Here is a 20053-nt window from a genome sequence, read left to right on the forward strand (position 1 = left end):
TTAATATGGAGTTTAATTTAACTGATTTATTATCCAATGATGGGATGAATAAAAAAATATCTACTGATGTAAGCATCAAACAATTTAATTTTGGTGGAATTACTTACCGAATAGATGACATTATTCATATTGATCTGGAGTTAACGAATCTTGGTCATAGAAAAGTCAATTTAGAGGGTTTGGTTAAAGGAACACTTAAGATTCCTTGTGATAGATGCATGGAAGAAGTAGATTATAAAATCGAAACTAATTTTTCTAAAGACATTAATTTTGATGATGTTAATGAAGAAAAAGTTCAGTATATTGATGGATATAATCTTGATTTAGAGAAATTAGCTTTAAATGAATTAATCATTGATTTACCTATGAAAGTATTATGTAGTGATATTTGCAAAGGAATTTGTAATCAATGTGGAGCTAATCTTAATAAGGTTACTTGTAGCTGTGATAACAGTGATATTGACCCTAGATTAGCAGTATTTAAAGATTTATTTAAAGAGTTTTAAGGAGGTGTCAATATGGCAGTACCAAAAAGAAAAACATCACAAGCTAGAAGAGACAAACGTAGAGCTAACTGGAAATTAACTGCTCCTAATTTAGTGAAATGTAGTAAGTGTGGGGAATTAATTATGCCTCATAGAGTTTGTAAGTCATGTGGAACATACAAGAATAAAGTAGTTATAGAAACTGAATAATTAGAAGGCAGCGTATGCTGCCTTTAATTATTTAGGTTGCTTTAGTTAAATTAGAATGAGTGAATATTACAAAAATTATATATAGAGTTTCCTCAAATACTATAAGCTATTCTAGAAATTTTAAAATATATATTGAAAATATGGTAAAAATTTAGTATAGTATTTTTAGAATGTAGATTAGAGGGTGTAATGATGCAAGAAATGATAACTGTTGCAGTGGATGCAATGGGTGGCGATAATGCCCCAAATGAAATAATTAAAGGTTGTATTGAATCAATTAATGATGATAATAACATAAAGATTTATTTAGTTGGTAATAATATTATCATAAATGAACAACTTACTAAGTACACATATAATAAAGAACAACTAGAGGTAGTGGATGCAAAAGAAACTATTGATACTTGCGAGTCTCCAGTAATGGCTATAAGAAGGAAAAAAGACTCCTCATTAGTAAAAGGTCTTAATCTAGTAAAAGAAAAAAAAGCCAATGCTTTTGTTTCTGCTGGTAGTACTGGTGCAATACTAGCTGGAGGAACTTTTATCGTAGGAAGAATCAAAGGTATTGAAAGACCAGCTCTCGCCCCACTTATCCCTCATAAAAAAGGTGTATCATTATTAATAGATTGTGGTGCTAATGTAGATTCAAAAGCAAGTTATTTAGTTCAATATGCGAAGATGGGTTCTATTTATTTTGAAAATGTATTAGGTGTTAAGAATCCTAAGGTTGCACTAATTAATATTGGGGAAGAAAAGTCCAAAGGCAATAACTTAGTAAAAGAGACTTATTCATTACTACAAAATGAGGACATTAATTTCATCGGTAATATTGAGGCTAGAGATATACCAGAGGGTAAAGCAGATATACTTGTTTGTGATGCATTTGTAGGTAATATCATTTTAAAGTATACTGAAGGTTTTGCTTTGACTATGTTCAGTATGCTCAAGAAGTATTTACTACAGAATATTAGATCTAAGATAGGGACATTTTTATTAAAACCAGCATTGAAGAATTTTAAGAAAAGCTTTGACTATACTGAGTATGGAGGGGCTCCATTGCTTGGGTTAGAAGGCTTGGTTGTTAAAACACATGGTAGTTCAGACGCAAAAGCTATTAAAAATACCATACTCCAGTGTAAGAAATTTTCAGACCAAAAAATAAATAAAAAGATAAAAGAAAACATAAAAATATAAGTAAAAGGGGGCATTTTAAAATGGAATTTGAAAAATTAGTTTCAATTATATCTGAATTTACAAATGAGGATGAGTCACAAATTACAAAAGACACTAAATTTGTAGATGATTTGAACGTTGATTCTTTAGACTTAGTTCAAATAATTATGGCTCTTGAAGAAGAATTTGATATTGAGATTGATAATGAGCAGGCAGAAAATATTGTAACAGTTAATGATGCAATTGAAGCAATAAACTCAAGGATTAATAATGACTAATAGGAGCCCTTACATTTAAGGGCTTTGCTTTTAGGAAGATAAGGTTTTTCGATTTTATTGTAAACCTTAACGAAGGAGGGGAACATATTGAGAAATAAATACAAAAATTTAAACGAATTCCAAAAGATTATTAACTACAAGTTTAAAAATGTAAAGTTATTATCTCAAGCATTAACACATAGTTCATATGCTAATGAACATAAGATGTCTAAGTTTGAAAATAATGAAAGACTAGAATTTTTAGGTGATGCAGTTCTTGAAATTGTAACTAGTGACTTTTTATTTATAAATTATACAGATATGCTTGAAGGAGAGTTAACTAAATTTCGGGCAAGTATTGTATGCGAACCAACACTTGCAAATTTTTCTAACGAAATAAAATTAGGGGATTTCATTAGACTTGGTAAGGGTGAAGAAAATTCAGGCGGTAGATTTAGAGCTTCAGTACTATCAGATGCTGTTGAAGCTTTGATTGGATCTATTTATCTAGATGGTGGTTTAGAGGCTTCAAGACAATTCATTTTGAATACATTATTAAAAGATGTAGAAAAAAGAAAATTATTTATTGATAGTAAAACACACTTACAAGAGATTATACAGAAGACAAGTGAAGAACCAATAGAGTACATAATTGTTAAGGAAAAAGGACCTGACCACAACAAATTGTTTATGGTAGAGGTAAGACATGAAGGGAAAGTAATAGGTTATGGAAGAGGTAGAAGCAAAAAATCTGCCGAACAAGATGGAGCGTATGATGCAATTAAGAATATCTAGTTATATTCAATTGACAGTGTACAATTGACAACTATCAAAAATAATAGATTTGAATTAATAATTGTCCATTGTTCATTGCCAATCATTTTTACAGTATAGATTAGAGAAATTTATCTTATTGAATAAATCTTTGGGACAAAAAGTTTAATGATTTTGTACAAAGTAAGGAGATAGTATGTACTTAAAAAATATAGAATTACAAGGGTTCAAATCCTTTGCTAATAAGATTAATTTTGAATTTAATGAAGGGATAACTGGGATTGTTGGACCTAATGGTAGTGGTAAAAGTAATATTGCAGATGCAGTACGATGGGTTCTAGGGGCTCAGAGTGCTAAACAACTTAGAGGTTCTAAGATGGAAGATGTCATTTTTGCTGGTACCGAAAACAGACGTCCTGTTGGTTATTCACAAGTAGATATTACCATTGATAACCATGATAAAAAGATGGCTATTGATTATCTTGAGGTGACTATATCAAGACGTGTTTATCGTTCAGGAGAAAGTGAATTCTACATAAATAAAACTCCTTGCAGACTAAAAGATATTCATGAATTGTTCTTAGATACAGGAGTAGGTAAAGAAGGTTATTCAATAATTGGACAAGGTCAAATAGATAAGATATTAAGTACTAAACCAGAAGATAGAAGAGATCTATTTGATGAAGCGGCTGGTATTGTCAAGTTCAAAAGAAGAAAATCAGAAGCTTATAAGAAATTAGAGCAGGAAAAACAGAATCTGCTTAGGATAAATGACATAATTAAAGAATTAGAAGGACAAAAAGGTAACCTACAAGGACAAGCGGAAGTAGCTAAAAAATACCTATTATTAAAAGAAGAAATGAAAAAATATGAGGTCAACATTTTTATTACAGAATATGAAAAACTTGATAAAAATGTAGAAGATATAAGTAAGAAAGAAAAAGATACCAATGAAGAAATTGTATTAGTTAATAATAAGTATGAAGAAATCAAATTAAAATATAATGAATTGAATAATGATTCTCAGGATATAGGTACTAAGATAGATAATAAAAAAGATGAAATATCCACAAATAATCTTGAAAAGGAAAGAATAGAAAATAATATTAAGATCAATAATGAACGAATTAGTTCTATTAAGGTAACTAATGAACGAATAGAACGAAATATTAATGAGATAAATTCTAAACATGATATTAACCTTACGGGTGTTAAAGTCATAGAAGAAGAAATTGTTAACCTAAAATCAAGTATAGAACTATTAACATCACAACTCAAGGAAAAAGAAGAACACCTAGTATCAATTTCTGAAGAAATAAGTACTGGTGAAACAACTATTGAAGAAATCAAAACCAACATAATTGAAAGACTCAATGAAATAACAGTTGTTAAGAGTAAGATACAAAGATATAGCACTATGCTTGAAAATATTGAGAACAGACAGAATTTCTTAATTGATAAAATTAACAAAGTACATAATGAATCGATTATACTTAACAATAAAAAAGAACAATTAGAAAAAAAAATTACTTATGTTGAAGAAGATCTGCAACAAACAAAGAGCGAGACTATTAGTACCACTAATAAGATAAAAGAAATTAATGAGTCAAAACATGATATTCAAGAAAAATTGAATATCTATAATCAACAAATAAATCAATACAAGTCTAAATATAATGCGTTGAATGACATAACTGAACATTATGAAGGTTATAATTATAGCATAAGAAAAGTTATGGAGTTGAAGACAAAAAATAGTATTGATTCAGTATTAGGTGTTGTTGCAGATATAATAAAAGTAGATAAGAAATATGAAATTGCCATAGAGACAGCTCTTGGTGGCGGTGTGCAGAATATTATTACCAAAGAAGAAGAAACTGCAAAAAAAATGATTAACTACCTGAAAACCAACAAATTTGGTAGAGCCACTTTTTTACCGTTAACCAGTATTAGAATAAATAAGAAATATAATCCAATCAGCAATGAAAAGGGTTTTATTGGATATGGAAATGATTTAGTTATATATGATCATATGTATGATAACATTATCAAATATCTTCTTGGCAGAGTTGTTATAGTTGATAAAATTGATAATGCAGTAACGTTAGCGAGAAAATACAATTATAAGTTAAAGATAGTTACTCTATCTGGTGAAGTATTAAATCCAGGAGGTTCTTTAACTGGAGGTAGCTATAAGAATAAAGCAAATAATTTTCTTTCTAGGAAAAGGGAATTAGATGAATACAAGAACAAGATACAACAAATAGTAGAAGAAATCAAAATAGCTACAGATAAAAGAACTAAGATAGTTGAAGAAAGAAACAACCTATCTTATAAGTCCGAGGAATTAATCTCAAAAGAACATAATCTTAATATTGAAATGAATTCGTTACAAATTAATATGAATCAAATTATTAAGGATATAAACCAAAAACAACAAGAAATAAATGACAGTAAAGTCGAATTAAATGAATTAGATAATCAAAATGCTGAGTTAATGGCTACTACAGAAAAATATAATGAAGAACTTAGTGGAACTGAAAGTGAAAACACAGATGCAGAAGACGAAGTTTTAAGCCTTACTGAAGCAATACAAAAAAAGAGGGTAACTAAAAATACTTTAAATGAAGAAATTACTAATCTGAAAATAACAATGACATCAACTAAACAAAAATTAAATAGTTCTAATCAGAATATAGAGAGATTAGATAATGAGCTTCAAGATATTAATAAGCAAAAAGAAAAACTAAATGAAGAACTGCAAAATAATAAAAATGATATAGGACTAAAAATCAGTATAATAAACAAATACCAGAAGGATGTTAAAGGAGTTCTTGATGGTATTGGAGTTATGCATACTGAATTAGAAATATTGAATAAGAATAAAGAAGAGATTTCATTAAAACAAAATGCTATATTTGAAGAGAGAGAAAGTCTAAGTGAAAAATCTAATCTCTTAGAAAAAGAAATCATGAGACTTCAGAATGTTAAAATGAAATATGAACTGCAAAAAGAGAATATTACTAATTACATGTGGGATGAGTATGAGTTAACGTTCAATATGGTAGCTGAATATAAAGATGATTTAGGTACTACCCTACAGCTTAAGAATAAGGTCAAGGAATTAAAGGAAACAATAAAAGCATTAGGTGATGTTAACGTTAATGCTATTGAAGAATACAAAGAAATTATTACTAGATATGATTTTCTATCAGAACAAAAAGAAGATTTGATAGTGGCTAAAGAAAAATTAATAGGAATTATTAATGAACTTGATAAAGAAATGATTAAACAATTCAAAATTAAGTTTAAAGAAATCAAGCTCCAATTCGACTTAGTTTTCAAAGAGTTATTTGGAGGAGGCAAAGGGTTACTCTATTTAGTGAACGAGGAAAATGTATTGGAATCAGGGATTAACATTGTAGCACAACCACCTGGGAAGAAATTACAGAGTATGATGCTGTTATCTGGTGGAGAGCGAGCTTTTACTGCAATAGCTTTACTATTTGCAATACAGAGATTAAAACCTTCTCCATTCTGTGTTCTTGATGAGATAGAGGCAGCTCTTGATGATGCTAATGTGGAAAGATTTGCTAAGTACTTACAAAAGCTATCGGGTAATACCCAATTTATTATTATCACTCATAGAAGAGGAACTATGGAAGTTGCAGATGCATTATATGGTATTACTATGCAAGAAAAAGGTATATCAACAAGAGTTTCAGTAAAATTAATTGAAAATGAATTAACAGGATAAATAGACATACGTATGTGAAACTAGAGTTTGACATATGGATAGGAGGAAATATAACAATGGGCTTATTTAGTTGGAAGAAAAACAAAACAAAAGAAGAACAAAAAGAAAATACTTCAGAGAATGAACAAGAATTGGTTGATGCCAAAGAACCAGAAATACAAGCACCAGAAATAGAAGAGGATGTAATAAAAGAAGATAATGATATTAATCAACAAGAAAATAATAGTAATGAAAATACTGATATAACAAGTGAAGAGGAAGTTATTGAAGATATTAATGAGATGGAAGAAGAATACGAGATTCCACAAGAACAAGAAGAAGGTAAGAAAAAAAGAGGATTTTTTGGTAAATTAGTTAAAGGACTTACTAAAACGAGAAATAATATACTTGGTGGAGTAGATCAAGTACTAAGTTCATTTACTAAGATAGATGAAGATTTCTATGAAGAACTTGAAGAGGCATTGATAGTTGCTGATTTAGGTGTTAATACAGCTATGACAATTATTGAAGACCTAAGAGAAAAGGTGAAAGAAAACAAAATTAAAGACACAGCTAGTGTTAGAGAGCTATTGATGGAAGAACTAAAAGAACTTATGAAAAATGAAGGTAATCTCTATGAATTTACCGAGAGAAAATCAGTAGTCCTTGTAATTGGGGTAAATGGTGTGGGTAAGACTACTACTATTGGTAAATTAGCTAATCAATATAAGCAAAAAGGTAAAAAAGTAATCCTTGCAGCTGCTGATACTTTTAGAGCAGCTGCTATAGATCAATTAGCTGAATGGTCCAACAGAGCAGGAGTAGAACTTATATCTCAACAAGAGAATTCAGATCCTGGAGCAGTTGTATTCGACGCTGTTCAAGCTGCTAAAGCAAGAGAAGCAGATCTATTAATATGTGATACAGCAGGAAGACTTCACAATAAAAAGAATCTGATGGAAGAATTAAGAAAGATATTTAAAATCATTAATAGAGAATATCCTGAAGCACATAAGGAGGTACTATTAGTCCTTGATAGTACAACAGGTCAAAATGCATTACAACAGGCTAAGCAATTCAAAGACATAGCAGATATCACAGGTATTGTTCTTACTAAGCTTGATGGTACAGCAAAAGGTGGTATCGCAGTTGCAATTCAAACAGAACTTAATATTCCAGTTAAATATATTGGTGTTGGTGAAGGAATAGATGATATGCAGCAGTTCGATTCAGAAGAATTTGTTAGTGCTTTATTTGAAGGATAGGATATCAAATATGTCTCTTGGTCATGTTATAATCAAGAATTTTTAGCATATCAAGTAAAAAAGCTTGACAAACATATTAAAGTATCATATAATACCACCTGTAAAGCAAATAACCTTTACAGGTGGTGATTTAATTTTGAGTAATATTTTTAAGAAAACATTACTGTACGATTTCTACGGTGAGTTATTAACAAATCACCAGAAAGAAATATATGAATTATATCATTTGAATGATTTTTCTCTAGGAGAAATATCTGAACAGTTGAAGATTAGTAGACAAGGTGTTCATGATACGTTGAAGAGATGTGAGAAACAGCTTGAAAATTATGAGAACAAATTACAATTGGTAGATAAATTTCTAATAAATAAGCAGAACGTAGAAAAGATTTATAATTATGCAAGTGAAATTTTAGATAGTTTTAATGAAGACAAACAAAGCCAAGAGATAGTGGCTAATAGAATAGTTGGTATACAGGAAACTTGCAATAGAATATTAGAAGATTTATAGAAGAGTTTATGAGTGGGAGGTTAGTGTATGGCATTTGAAAGTTTGACAGATAAGTTTCAGAATATATTTTCTACCCTTAAGAAAAAAGGAAAACTTAGCGAACAAGATGTAAAACTAGCGTTAAGAGAAGTTAAACTAGCATTGCTTGAAGCAGATGTTAACTTCAAAGTAGTTAAAAAATTTGTTAAAGATATAAGAGAAAGAGCTGTTGGACATGAGGTAATGGAAAGTTTGACACCAGGTCAACAGGTTATTAAGATTGTTAATGAGGAATTAGTTAAATTAATGGGTGAAGAAAAATCTGATTTAACTTTTTCAAAAGAATCTCCAACAGTATACATGATGGTTGGTTTGCAAGGGGCAGGTAAGACGACCACTACTGCAAAACTTGCAGGTAATCTTAAGAAAAGTGGTAAGAAGCCTCTATTAGTTGCTTGTGATGTATATAGACCAGCAGCTATTAAACAGTTGCAGGTTGTAGGTGGGCAGATTGATGTACCAGTATTTACAATGGGAGATAAGAACAAACCAGTTGATATAGCTAAAGCAGCTATCGAATCAGCAGGGAAGAATGGCAATAATGTAGTTATAATTGATACAGCTGGTAGACTTCACATAGATGAAAATATGATGGGCGAACTTATAGAAATAAAAGAAAACATAAATCCTCAAGAAATATTGTTGGTAGTTGATGCTATGACAGGACAAGATGCTGTAAACGTGGCAGAAAACTTCAACGAAAAAATAGGTATTGATGGTGTAATCTTAACTAAGTTAGATGGTGATACTAGAGGTGGTTCTGCACTTTCTGTAAGAGCAGTAACCAATAAGCCTATCAAATTTGCATGTATAGGAGAAAAACTTACAGATATTGAAGTATTCCATCCAGAAAGAATGGCATCAAGAATTCTTGGAATGGGTGATGTTCTTACACTCATTGAAAAAGCTTCTGAAGCTATTGATGCAAAAAAAGCTGCTGAAATGGAAAGAAAGTTTAGAAAAGCTGAATTTACTTTTGATGATTTTCTTGAGCAAATGCAGCAAGTTAAGAAATTAGGTTCCATTGGTGATATCATGTCAATGATTCCTGGTATGAATAAGCAAATGAAAGATGTTGAAATAGATGATAAAGAGCTATCAAAAGTAGAATCAATGATATATTCCATGACACTTGAAGAAAGAGCTAATCCAGCACTTATCAATCCTTCAAGAAAAAGAAGAATAGCTAATGGTTCAGGTAATCATATCCAAGATGTAAATAGGTTCATTAAACAATTTGAACAATCCAAGAAAATGATGAAACAGTTTAGTGGTATGATGAAAGGCAAAGGTAAAAAAGGATTATTTAATAAATTTCCTTTTATGGGCTAGTTAGAATTTAGATTCTTGATTAGTCTAATATAGATAATAATTAACTATGGGAGGTGAAACACAAATGGCAGTAAGAATGAGATTAAAAAGACTGGGTGCAAAAAAAGCTCCTTTTTATAGAATTGTAGTTGCTGATTCTAGATCACCAAGAGATGGTAAATTCATAGAGCAAGTTGGCTACTATAATCCAACAAAAAATCCTATTGATTTAAAGATAAATGAAGAAGTTGCTAACAAATGGTTAAGTAACGGAGCTCAGCCTTCTAATACAGTCAAAAGATTGTTAAAGCAAGCTGGAGTTGTAAAGTAATTGTTGGAGGTGTACAACATGAAAGAATTAGTGGAAGTTATCGCTAAAGCATTAGTTGATAATCCAGATGATGTTAAAGTAAATGAAATTGAGGGAGAGCGCTCAATTATATTAGAGTTAAAAGTTGCACCTGACGATATGGGAAAAGTAATTGGAAAACAAGGTAGAATTGCTAAAGCTATAAGAACTGTAGTTAAGGCTGCGGCAACTAAGGAAGAGAAAAGAGTTGTTGTAGAAATTCTACAATAAGGTTAGGGATTCCCTAGCCTTTTTTTATCTTATGTTTATAAAAAAATATTTGTAGGTGAGTGTATGGATTACTTTAATATTGGAAAAATAGTTAATACACATGGTATTAGGGGTGAAGTTAAGATAATACCGTTAACTGATGAACCTAAGAGATTTGAATTACTGGAATATGTGTATATTGATAATAATAGAACAATAGAAAAATATACTATTAATAGTATTAGGTATTTTAAGAATATGATTATTATAAAGTTTGACGAATTGAAAGATATGACTAGTGCAGAGAAGTTGAAACAATCTATTATTAAAATACCAAGAGAGTTAGCATTACCTTTAGAAGATGACGAATATTATGTACAAGACTTGATAGGCATAGATGTAAGTACTGATGCTGGTAGAGATCTAGGTACTATAAAAGATATTATATTTACCGGTAGTAATGACGTATATGTCATTGAAACTGATGATAAAAAAGAAATTTTGATACCTGCTATAAAACAATGTATAAAACAAGTAGATATGAAAAATAAGACCATGATAGTTTTGTTACTGGAAGGATTGATTGATGAGTGAAATTTAACATAATGACGTTATTTCCAGACATGATTAAGCAAGGACTTGGTTCAAGTATTATTGGTAAAGCTCAGGAAAAAAACTTGATTGAAATAGATACGATTAATATTAGGGATTATGCTTACAACAAGCATAAACAAGTAGATGATTATCCTTATGGTGGCGGTGCAGGTATGGTTATGCAGCCAGAACCTATATACGAGGCATATAAGAGTGTTACAAGCAAACTTAGTAATAAACCTAGGGTCATATATCTAACCCCACAAGGAAAGACATTTAACCAAGAAATGGCTATGGAATTATCTAAGGAAGAAGAATTAATTTTTTTATGTGGACATTATGAAGGTATAGATGAAAGAGTAATTGATATGATAGTTACAGATGAAGTATCCATAGGAGATTATATATTGACTGGTGGAGAACTAGCTGTAATGGTCATGGTAGATGCCATATCAAGATTAATACCTAATGTGCTATCTAATGGAGTATCTGCTACGACAGAATCATTTGATGATAATTTATTAGAATATCCTCAATATACTAGACCAGCTGTTTTTATGGATAAAAAAGTTCCTGACATATTATTGTCTGGACATCATAAAAATATTGACCAGTGGAGAAGGGAACAATCATTAATAAGAACATACAATAAGAGACCTGATCTGTTAGAGAAAGCAGAACTATCAGAAAAGGATAAAAAAACTATAGATAAATATTGCAAATTGTGATGAAATATGATATAGTAATTTAATGTGAGTACGGATGGTCCTCTGTTACAATAATGTATTAAGAACATCTAGATATTAGGAGGAAACACATGAACGATATAATACGTAAAATTGAACAAGAACAATTAAGAGAAAATGCATTAACAGATTTTAACGTTGGTGATACTATTAGAGTATATGCTAAAGTTAAAGAAGGAAACCGTGAAAGATTACAGATGTTTGAAGGAGTAGTTATCAAAAGACAAAACGGAAGTAATCGTGAGACATTTACAGCTAGAAGAATTTCTTATGGTGTAGGTGTTGAAAAAACTTGGCCATTACATTCACCAATTATCGATCATATCGATGTCGTAAGACGTGGTAAAGTTAGAAGAGCTAAACTTAACTACTTAAGAGACAGAATTGGTAAAGCTGCTAAAGTTAAAGAGTTAATTAGATAATTAAGTTAATTATAATACGCAGTTTTAACTAAAAATTAACTATAAAAGTTACATGGTGTAGTTTACAAATGGCTGTTGTGATGATTAATTTGACTAGTGAGGGACTTAGTACTATGTATTAGTCCCTTTTTGTTTATTTAGTACGTTATATGCATATGATAAAACAACTTTATGCAATGTATTTAGTCTTATGAAAGAAGGGTTAAGCATGAAGAACACAACTTTAGGAAGAGAAATATTAAGTTGGGTACTTGATATAGGAATTGTATTAGTTGCAGTATTACTTATAACAACATTTGTATTTCAGAAAACAAATGTTATTGGACAATCTATGGAACCGACACTTCATAATGGCGACCATGTAATTATAGACAAAATAAGCTATAGATTTACAAAACCACAGCAATATGATATTGTCGTTTTTCCTTATAAGAAGAATCCATCACAAAATTATATTAAGAGAATTATTGGACTACCTGGCGATGAGGTTAATATAATTGATGGACAAGTATATATTAATAAAGAAAAATTAGAAGAAGAATTTGATATAATTGATGACGGTAAGTTAGGTAACAGAGAATTTCCATTTGTTGTTCCAGAAGGTGAATATTTTGTAATGGGTGATAATAGAAATAACAGTTCAGATAGTCGTTATACTGATGTTGGAACAATTAGTAAGAAAGATATAATCGGTAAAGCTGGACTTAGAATATGGCCACTCAAAGATTTTGGATTTGTTAAATAATCTACTCAAAGAAGAAATACATAAGGAGGGTATTACCTCCTTATTTTCCTATAAGAGAAAGTTAGTCTTAATTAATGACAATGAAAGGAAAGAATAATATGAATATACAATGGTACCCAGGACATATGACAAAAGCTAAACGTATGATGCAAGAAAATATTAAGCTTGTAGACGTCATAATTGAGTTAATTGATTCAAGAGTACCAATAAGCAGTAGAAATCCTGATATGGACAAAATAGCTAATAATAAGCCTAGAATAATTGTATTCAACAAAATTGATTTAGCAGATAGAAACAAAACAGAAGAATTTATAAAATGGTATGAAAATAGAGGTATAAGTGTTGTATTGGTTAATTCTAAAAATGGAAAAGGAATTAATCAAGTAATTAATAAAGCATATGAACTTTGCAAGGAAAAAATTGAAAGAAATAAAAAACGAGGTTTGATAAATAAACCTATAAGAGCAATGGTAGCAGGTATACCTAATGTTGGTAAGTCTACTTTCATTAATAAATTGGTAGGAAAAGCAAGTGCCAAGACAGGAAATAGACCGGGAGTTACAAAAGGAAAACAATGGATTAAGTTAAAGAAGGATATGGAACTTCTTGATACACCAGGAATTCTCTGGCCGAAATTTGAAGATCAGCAAGTAGGGATTAATCTAGCTCTGATTGGGTCCATAAAAGATGAAATTCTTAATATTGAAGAATTGGCACTGATTCTAATAGATTGTTTGAGAAATAATTACTTGGAGAGTCTACTTACTAGATACAAATTATCCGATACAGATAATCTAGAATCTATCCAAATATTAGAGAATATTGCAAAAAACAGAAATCTGATAAAAGCTGGTAATGAATTAGATTTGAATAAAGCAGCAATAATTCTAATGGATGAATTTAGGAACGGAATACTTGGTAAAATTACTTTAGAAACAGTTGGATTATGAAATCTAGCTGTTTTTAAAGTTTAATATTTATGAATATAATATCAATCTTATTTTATATGAATTTACTTAATAATATATTTAAATTAGGTAAAAATATTAATAATACATTATAGGGGTTGATTTCATGAATAATCTTATAGAGCTATTTGAAGAGTTTGACTTACATTTATTGAATGATAAAAGACCATCAGAATATTTTGACGGTTTGTTGTTGCATGAGAAAAAGTATAGTAATACTTATCCTTTAAAGATTCTATTAGATATAAAAAAGGTTGAACAAAATCCCATGTATCATCCGGAAGGCAATGTATATAATCATACTATGGAAGTTGTGGATAGAGCTGCTGAAATAAAAGAATTAAGCAAAGATAAAAAAGTATTTATGTGGGCTGCTCTACTACATGATGTTGGTAAAATAACTACAACAAAAATTAGAAAAGGTAGAATAACTTCATATGACCATGATAAATATGGGGAGGAAATTGCAAGAAATTATTTATTAACATTTATGGAAGATAATTTGTTTGTAAATGAAGTTGTTAAATTAGTTAGATGGCATATGCAGCCATTATTTGTGTGTAAACAACTGCCTTTTTCACAAGTTGGTAAAATGATTAATGAAACTTCTATAACTGAAATAGCTTTATTATCATTATGTGATAGGACAGGCAGAGGTAAAATATCTAAAGATGAAAAAGATAAGCAGATGCTTTTTATTATAAAATTTTTATCTATATGTAGAAAGAAAGTTAACGAAAAACAAGAAATAGATAGAATAGACAAAATTAAGAGCTACTTAATTAGTGAAGTTGATAGAAATAAAGAATAATAGTGATAGATAATTTGGATAGAGTTATGGTAGAATAAAGTAATAGTTTTCGGTTAAAAGGAGAATAAGGTATAATGACAAATATGACAATTTCCGATATAAAAGATATGTTGAGTAATGTTCCCGTATGTTATTTAGAAGACAAACTTAATGAATTAAAGTCTGATGAAAGATTAGGAGTAAAAAAATTAATAGATAAGTATGAAAAAAAAATAGAAGCTTATGAAAAAGAAGTTGAACGTATTATTCAAATGAAAGCTTATGAAAATAAGTATCCTAATAAAAAATACATATGCGGAATAGATGAAGTTGGTAGAGGACCTCTATCTGGACCAGTTGTTAGTGCCGCAGTAATTCTCCCCAAAGACGCTAATATATTATATATAAATGATTCAAAAAAATTAACAGAATCTAAAAGAGAAGAATTATACGATATTATAATGGAAAAGGCTATAGCTGTAAGTATAGGTATGGCTAATGTAGACGTTATTGATGATATTAATATTCTTAATGCTACTTATGAATCTATGATATCTGCTATTAATAGTCTAGAGATAAAACCAGATATGATATTAGTTGATGCAGTAACAATTCCAAGAGTTAAAATACCTCAAGAGCCTATTATAAAAGGTGATGCCAAAAGTATTTCAATTGCAGCTGCAAGTATAATTGCTAAAGTGTATAGAGATAGATTAATGAAAGATTATGCTAAGCTTTTCCCAGAATACAAATTTGCTAAAAACAAAGGGTATGGTACGCAAGAACATATAGAAGCCCTAAAAACACACGGACCTTGTCCAATACATAGAAAGTCTTTTATTAAGTCTATATTATAAATAACATGCTGCAAAACCACTTTTATGTGAGAGGATGAGTGACCTTGCGGATTAATTATAATAAACAAATAAACAAAAGGATAGATATTTCTAAAATCTCTAAAGTAAATAATAGAGATTTTAACAAAGGTCAAACACTAAAAGGAGAAATACTTGATATAAAACAAAAGAATATAATTATTAAGTTAGCAAGCGGTGCTGAACTTACAGCAAAATTAACTGACCAGATGGAGTTTAATATTGGTCAGAAGGTTTTATTTCAAGTAAAGGAATCCAATCTGGAACAAGTTCTTCTAAAGCCTTTATTAGATGAAGGCTTTAGTCCTAAGAGTAATAAATTAAATCAGATATTAGAAGAAGCAGGTGTACCAATAAATGAAAAAAACACTGAAATAGTAGAAAAACTTTTAAATAACAATATGCCAGTTGATAAAGAATTCATAAATAAAATTCTAACATTATCAAGGCAATTTAAAGATACTAGCCCCTATAAGTTAATACTACTTGTAAAAAATAATATACCTGTTACTAGTGAAAATATTAATCAGCTAGATAACTATTCAAATAATAATAATTCTATTAAGCAAGAGATAATTAGTTTAGCTAATCAAATAATTGATAATAAAGGTCTAGATATTAATATCAAACATAGATTAATTAATATTCTAATGAATAATGAATCGGATAATTTTAGTAATGATAAGGTTAATAATGTAATAGAAAATAACAATTCAAGAGAACAGGAATTAACAGTTGCCAATTCTGTGGCTAAAGAGAATACTAATAATGAAGTTGATTTCAGGTTAGGTGATATTTTATCAAGAGAGAGAATTGAAGAATTAAAAAAAGAACTAGATAATACATATTTGTTAAAAGATAACAATACACTGAATCTATCAAAAGATTTATCATTACAGAAATTACTTGGGGATATATTTTCCCTTGAAATAGGGGTAAAAGATAAAGAAATTCTTAGTAATATTATCACAAACAAATTATTAAAAAGCTCAGTAGATAAAAACATCTTTCTTGATAGAGGAGCATTAGAAAATCCCAAATTTATAAATGATTATTTTAACGATGTATATGAAAAGATTATTAGCATAATTAAACTGACTCAAGGATTAACTGAAGGTAAACAAAGCAGTATCTCAAAAGATGCTACGAAAGTAAAAAATAATATTGAGTTTATTAATAATCTTAATAATAATTTTAATTATGTTCAATTACCTTTCAAATTTGGAAATAAGTTATTAAATAGTGAATTGTACATTTTCGAGAATAAGAAAGAATTAAGAAAAAGAAGTAACGCTAACGCTATATCAGCATTACTTAGACTTGATTATGTTAATCTCGGTCATATTGATGTCTACATTAATAAACAGGTGAATAATGTTGAATGTAAGTTCTATGTTGAAGACAAAGAAAAGAAAAAGATTATTGATGATTATATTATCAATTTACATAAGAGATTAAGGAGTTTCGATATAAATGTAACTGGACTTATTGTTATTAATAATAAAAAAGATTTTAATTTTGTTGAAGATTTCTTACAAAGAAAAAATAATTCTAATAGTGTTAAAAGATATTCATTTGATATGAGAGTGTAGAAGGAATTGAGGTTGGTTGTAAGTGGATAGAAGAAGAATTAAAAAAGCGGCTGCCATAAAATATGATATTAATGAAACTGCTCCAACAGTTATTGCTAAGGGTAAAGGAATAGTAGCTGATAAAATTCTTGAAAAAGCTAATGAACAAGAATTACCTATCTATAAAGATGAGAAATTAGTTGAAAGTCTGACTAAATTAGATATAGGGGATATGATACCACCTGAACTCTATCAAATAGTAGCAGAAATTTTAGTGTTTGTAAGTGATCTAGATGATATTTATAAATCTATTTAATCTATATAGAACGTGCATAGCCACTTTCGTATAGTTAGTTAGGTGGTTTTTATGGAGAAGAGTAATAATAGAGCTATTGGTAGTAAAGGAGAAGAAATTGCTACAAAATTTTTAGAAAAACAAGGTTATAAAATTATTGATAGAAATTATAGATGTAGATTCGGTGAAATAGATATAATTGGAATGGATTTAGATTATCTGACATTCATTGAGGTTAAGTATCGAAGAAACATCAATACAGGATATCCCATAGAGGCAGTTGGATACTACAAACAGAAACGGATAATAAAAACAGCTATATATTATACAAAAGCCAAAGGGTTGTATAATATGGATATCAGGTTTGATATAGTTGAAATAGTTAATAATAAGATAAGGGTAGTCAAAGATGCATTTAAATGTAATTAAGATAATATAAGGCGAGATATAGTTAACTAATTATCAAGTATCTTAATTGAATCAACTTATGAAATTAAGGATTATGCCGGATTAACATTTTAATTCGGTATATGAATGAAAGGTTGTATGAGATGAAATCAAAAGTTTTTAAAGTTAATAGAATAGATGATTTAGAGTATTTGACAGTTCCTGCTTTTGAAAGGGCAGGAATCACTAACCATTGTTTTAGTACTAGATTAGGCGGTGTTAGTAAAGGAATATATGAAAGTATGAATCTTGGGTTTAATAGAGGAGACTTAGACGAAAACGTTAAAAAGAACTTTGAGATATTGTGTAGTAGTGTAGGTATTAATTATAAAGACTTGGTTTTTTCTGACCAAGTACATAGAGATGTTATTAAAGTTGTTACAAGTAAGGATAGAGGCAAAGGTATTTTTAGAGAGAGTGATATTGAAGGTGTTGATGGATTAATAACTAACGAGTCTAAGGTTCCTCTAGTAACTTTTTATGCTGATTGTGTACCTATTTATTTTTTGGATCCAGTTAAAAAAGTAATAGCATTGTCACATTCAGGATGGAGAGGCACAGTACAAAAGATAGCATCTAAAACAGTTGGAAAAATGGTTAGTGAATTTAGTTCAAATGTTAATGATATACTTTGCTGTATAGGTCCATCTATTGGACCTTGTTGCTTTGAAGTAGAAAATGAAGTGGTTGATGAGTTCAAAAAGATATTTAATACTCAAGAACAAGATAAAATTATTATGAAAAAAATAAAAAATAAATATTTAATTGACTTATGGACAGCAAATAAGTTAATATTACTAGATGTAGGTATCAATATAGAAAATATCACTATTACAGATATATGTACCAATTGCAACCAAGAACAGATGTTTTCTCATAGAGGGACTGGCGGTAAAAGAGGTAGTTTAGCGGCCATAATGGAACTGAAGTAGTGCTATGACTGAAGGGAATGTTTTTAATGAAAGATAAATTTCATAAGGTTATGCATGTGAAAGACGGTAGCATAGCTTATGAACTTGGAATACAGCAAGGAGATCAATTGATCTCAATAAATAATCAATTCGTGGAAGATGCTCTTGATTATCATTTTCTTGTGGACGATGATTACTTAGAGGTTTTAATCTTAAAAGATAATGGAGAAGAATGGCTTCTTGAAATAGAAAAAGACTATGATGAGGAGCTTGGTATAGAATTTGAAAATGATTTAATGGATGAGTATAAATCTTGTAGCAATAAATGTATATTTTGTTTTATTGACCAGTTACCAAAAGGTATGAGAGATACACTATATTTCAAAGACGATGATTCTAGGTTGTCATTTTTACAAGGCAATTATATAACTCTAACCAATATGAAAGATAGAGATGTTAACAGATTGATTAAGTACCATTTATCTCCAATTAATATTTCTGTGCATTCAATGAATATGGAACTTAGAAAGAAAATGCTCCATAACCGTTTTGCTGATAGATTAGTTGGGTATATGAAGAAATTTTATGATGCTGGTATTACAATGAATGGGCAGATTGTACTTTGCAAAGGAATAAATGATGGTAAAGAACTTGATTACTCCATAGATAATCTAAGAAAATTCATTCCACATATGCAAAGTGTTTCAGTAGTTCCAGTAGGTTTGTCTAAATATAGAGAAGGACTTTTTAAGCTTGAATTATTTACTAAGGAAGATGCGGTAGAAGTACTTGATATTATTCATAAATGGCAAGATATTATCTATGAAGAGACAGGTACACATTTTATTCATGCAGGTGATGAATTTTATCTGTTAGCAGATAGACCATTTCCAGATGAAGATAATTATGACGGATATGTGCAATTAGAAAATGGTGTAGGTATGTCAAGGTTATTGCTTGATGAGTTTATGTTATGTTATAATGAAATAAATACCAATGAAAAATTGGTAAGAAATGTATCTATAGTTACTGGGACATTAGCGTATAGCATGATTAAGAATATGATAGATAAATTAAAAGAAAAATTTCCTAATGTAAAAGTAAATATTTATTCAATCATTAATAATTTCTTTGGGCATAATATAACTGTATCAGGACTACTTACAGGAAAAGATATTATTGAACAGCTAAAAGATAAAGAATTGGGAGAGGAATTACTTTTACCTTGTAATTTACTTAGAAGCGGAGAAGAAACTTTACTTGATGATATTACTGTAACTGATATTGAAAATACTTTACAAGTAAAAGTTACTGTTGTAAAATCAACTGGACAAGAATTTATTAGAAATATATTAGGATAAGGAGTACTTAT

The 20053-nt window shown here is 29.4% G+C and carries 23 protein-coding genes; all 23 read left to right on the forward strand.

Going from position 1 to position 20053, the window contains the following annotated elements:
- The first annotated feature begins 5 nt into the window (after positions 1-5).
- Positions 6-506, forward strand: coding sequence for a YceD family protein (locus N4A55_RS08785; protein WP_293755234.1), 501 nt, complete (start codon positions 6-8; stop codon positions 504-506).
- A gap of 12 nt (positions 507-518) precedes the next feature.
- On the forward strand, positions 519-695 hold the full coding sequence (gene rpmF / locus N4A55_RS08790) for a 50S ribosomal protein L32 (RefSeq protein WP_113674763.1): 177 nt from the start codon (positions 519-521) through the stop codon (positions 693-695).
- A gap of 192 nt (positions 696-887) precedes the next feature.
- Positions 888-1889, forward strand: a complete 1002-nt coding sequence (gene plsX, locus N4A55_RS08795) for a phosphate acyltransferase PlsX (protein ID WP_293755359.1) — start codon at positions 888-890, stop codon at positions 1887-1889.
- Between the two features lie 20 nt (positions 1890-1909).
- Positions 1910-2146, forward strand: coding sequence for an acyl carrier protein (acpP, locus tag N4A55_RS08800; protein WP_293755235.1), 237 nt, complete (start codon positions 1910-1912; stop codon positions 2144-2146).
- Positions 2147-2233: 87 nt separating this feature from the next.
- Complete coding sequence (gene rnc / locus N4A55_RS08805) at positions 2234-2920, forward strand: ribonuclease III (RefSeq protein ID WP_293755236.1); 687 nt, start codon at positions 2234-2236, stop codon at positions 2918-2920.
- Between the two features lie 175 nt (positions 2921-3095).
- Positions 3096-6656 (forward strand): chromosome segregation protein SMC, encoded by a 3561-nt coding sequence (gene smc, locus N4A55_RS08810; RefSeq protein WP_293755237.1) that lies wholly within the window; start codon positions 3096-3098, stop codon positions 6654-6656.
- Positions 6657-6937: 281 nt separating this feature from the next.
- Positions 6938-7900, forward strand: a complete 963-nt coding sequence (gene ftsY / locus N4A55_RS08815) for a signal recognition particle-docking protein FtsY (protein WP_293755361.1) — start codon at positions 6938-6940, stop codon at positions 7898-7900.
- 136 nt (positions 7901-8036) lie between these two features.
- Positions 8037-8408, forward strand: coding sequence for a YlxM family DNA-binding protein (gene ylxM, locus N4A55_RS08820; protein WP_293755238.1), 372 nt, complete (start codon positions 8037-8039; stop codon positions 8406-8408).
- Between the two features lie 27 nt (positions 8409-8435).
- Entirely contained in the window at positions 8436-9779 is a 1344-nt protein-coding gene (gene ffh / locus N4A55_RS08825; RefSeq protein WP_293755239.1) for a signal recognition particle protein, read from the forward strand.
- Positions 9780-9843: 64 nt separating this feature from the next.
- Positions 9844-10089: a 30S ribosomal protein S16 gene (gene rpsP, locus N4A55_RS08830; protein ID WP_293755240.1), complete on the forward strand. Its 246-nt coding sequence runs from the start codon at positions 9844-9846 to the stop codon at positions 10087-10089.
- 18 nt (positions 10090-10107) lie between these two features.
- The gene (locus N4A55_RS08835) at positions 10108-10338 is read left to right on the forward strand and encodes a KH domain-containing protein (protein ID WP_113674772.1); all 231 of its coding nucleotides are present in this window, start codon (positions 10108-10110) and stop codon (positions 10336-10338) included.
- A 63-nt stretch (positions 10339-10401) separates the two neighbouring features.
- Positions 10402-10911, forward strand: coding sequence for a ribosome maturation factor RimM (rimM, locus tag N4A55_RS08840; RefSeq protein WP_293755241.1), 510 nt, complete (start codon positions 10402-10404; stop codon positions 10909-10911).
- Complete coding sequence (trmD, locus tag N4A55_RS08845; RefSeq protein WP_293755242.1) at positions 10908-11639, forward strand: tRNA (guanosine(37)-N1)-methyltransferase TrmD; 732 nt, start codon at positions 10908-10910, stop codon at positions 11637-11639. The genes rimM and trmD overlap by 4 nt, the downstream gene beginning before the upstream one ends.
- An 89-nt stretch (positions 11640-11728) precedes the next feature.
- Positions 11729-12079, forward strand: coding sequence for a 50S ribosomal protein L19 (gene rplS, locus N4A55_RS08850; RefSeq protein WP_293755243.1), 351 nt, complete (start codon positions 11729-11731; stop codon positions 12077-12079).
- 208 nt (positions 12080-12287) lie between these two features.
- Positions 12288-12824: a signal peptidase I gene (gene lepB / locus N4A55_RS08855; protein ID WP_293755244.1), complete on the forward strand. Its 537-nt coding sequence runs from the start codon at positions 12288-12290 to the stop codon at positions 12822-12824.
- 98 nt (positions 12825-12922) lie between these two features.
- Positions 12923-13774 (forward strand): ribosome biogenesis GTPase YlqF, encoded by an 852-nt coding sequence (gene ylqF / locus N4A55_RS08860; RefSeq protein WP_293755245.1) that lies wholly within the window; start codon positions 12923-12925, stop codon positions 13772-13774.
- 124 nt (positions 13775-13898) lie between these two features.
- Positions 13899-14603, forward strand: a complete 705-nt coding sequence (locus tag N4A55_RS08865; protein ID WP_293755246.1) for an HD domain-containing protein — start codon at positions 13899-13901, stop codon at positions 14601-14603.
- A gap of 74 nt (positions 14604-14677) precedes the next feature.
- Positions 14678-15439, forward strand: coding sequence for a ribonuclease HII (locus tag N4A55_RS08870; protein WP_293755247.1), 762 nt, complete (start codon positions 14678-14680; stop codon positions 15437-15439).
- A gap of 44 nt (positions 15440-15483) precedes the next feature.
- The gene (locus N4A55_RS08875; protein WP_293755248.1) at positions 15484-17049 is read left to right on the forward strand and encodes a hypothetical protein; all 1566 of its coding nucleotides are present in this window, start codon (positions 15484-15486) and stop codon (positions 17047-17049) included.
- Positions 17050-17071: 22 nt separating this feature from the next.
- Complete coding sequence (locus tag N4A55_RS08880) at positions 17072-17344, forward strand: EscU/YscU/HrcU family type III secretion system export apparatus switch protein (protein WP_293755249.1); 273 nt, start codon at positions 17072-17074, stop codon at positions 17342-17344.
- Positions 17345-17395: 51 nt separating this feature from the next.
- Complete coding sequence (locus tag N4A55_RS08885) at positions 17396-17752, forward strand: YraN family protein (protein ID WP_293755250.1); 357 nt, start codon at positions 17396-17398, stop codon at positions 17750-17752.
- 122 nt (positions 17753-17874) lie between these two features.
- A complete protein-coding gene (gene pgeF, locus N4A55_RS08890; RefSeq protein ID WP_293755251.1) occupies positions 17875-18702 on the forward strand; it encodes a peptidoglycan editing factor PgeF in 828 nt (275 codons plus the stop codon).
- Between the two features lie 26 nt (positions 18703-18728).
- The gene (locus tag N4A55_RS08895) at positions 18729-20042 is read left to right on the forward strand and encodes a DUF512 domain-containing protein (protein WP_293755252.1); all 1314 of its coding nucleotides are present in this window, start codon (positions 18729-18731) and stop codon (positions 20040-20042) included.
- Positions 20043-20053 lie beyond the last annotated feature (11 nt).

The sequence above is a fragment of the Vallitalea sp. genome (genome assembly GCF_025211055.1).
Lineage (GTDB): Bacteria > Bacillota > Clostridia > Lachnospirales > Vallitaleaceae > Vallitalea.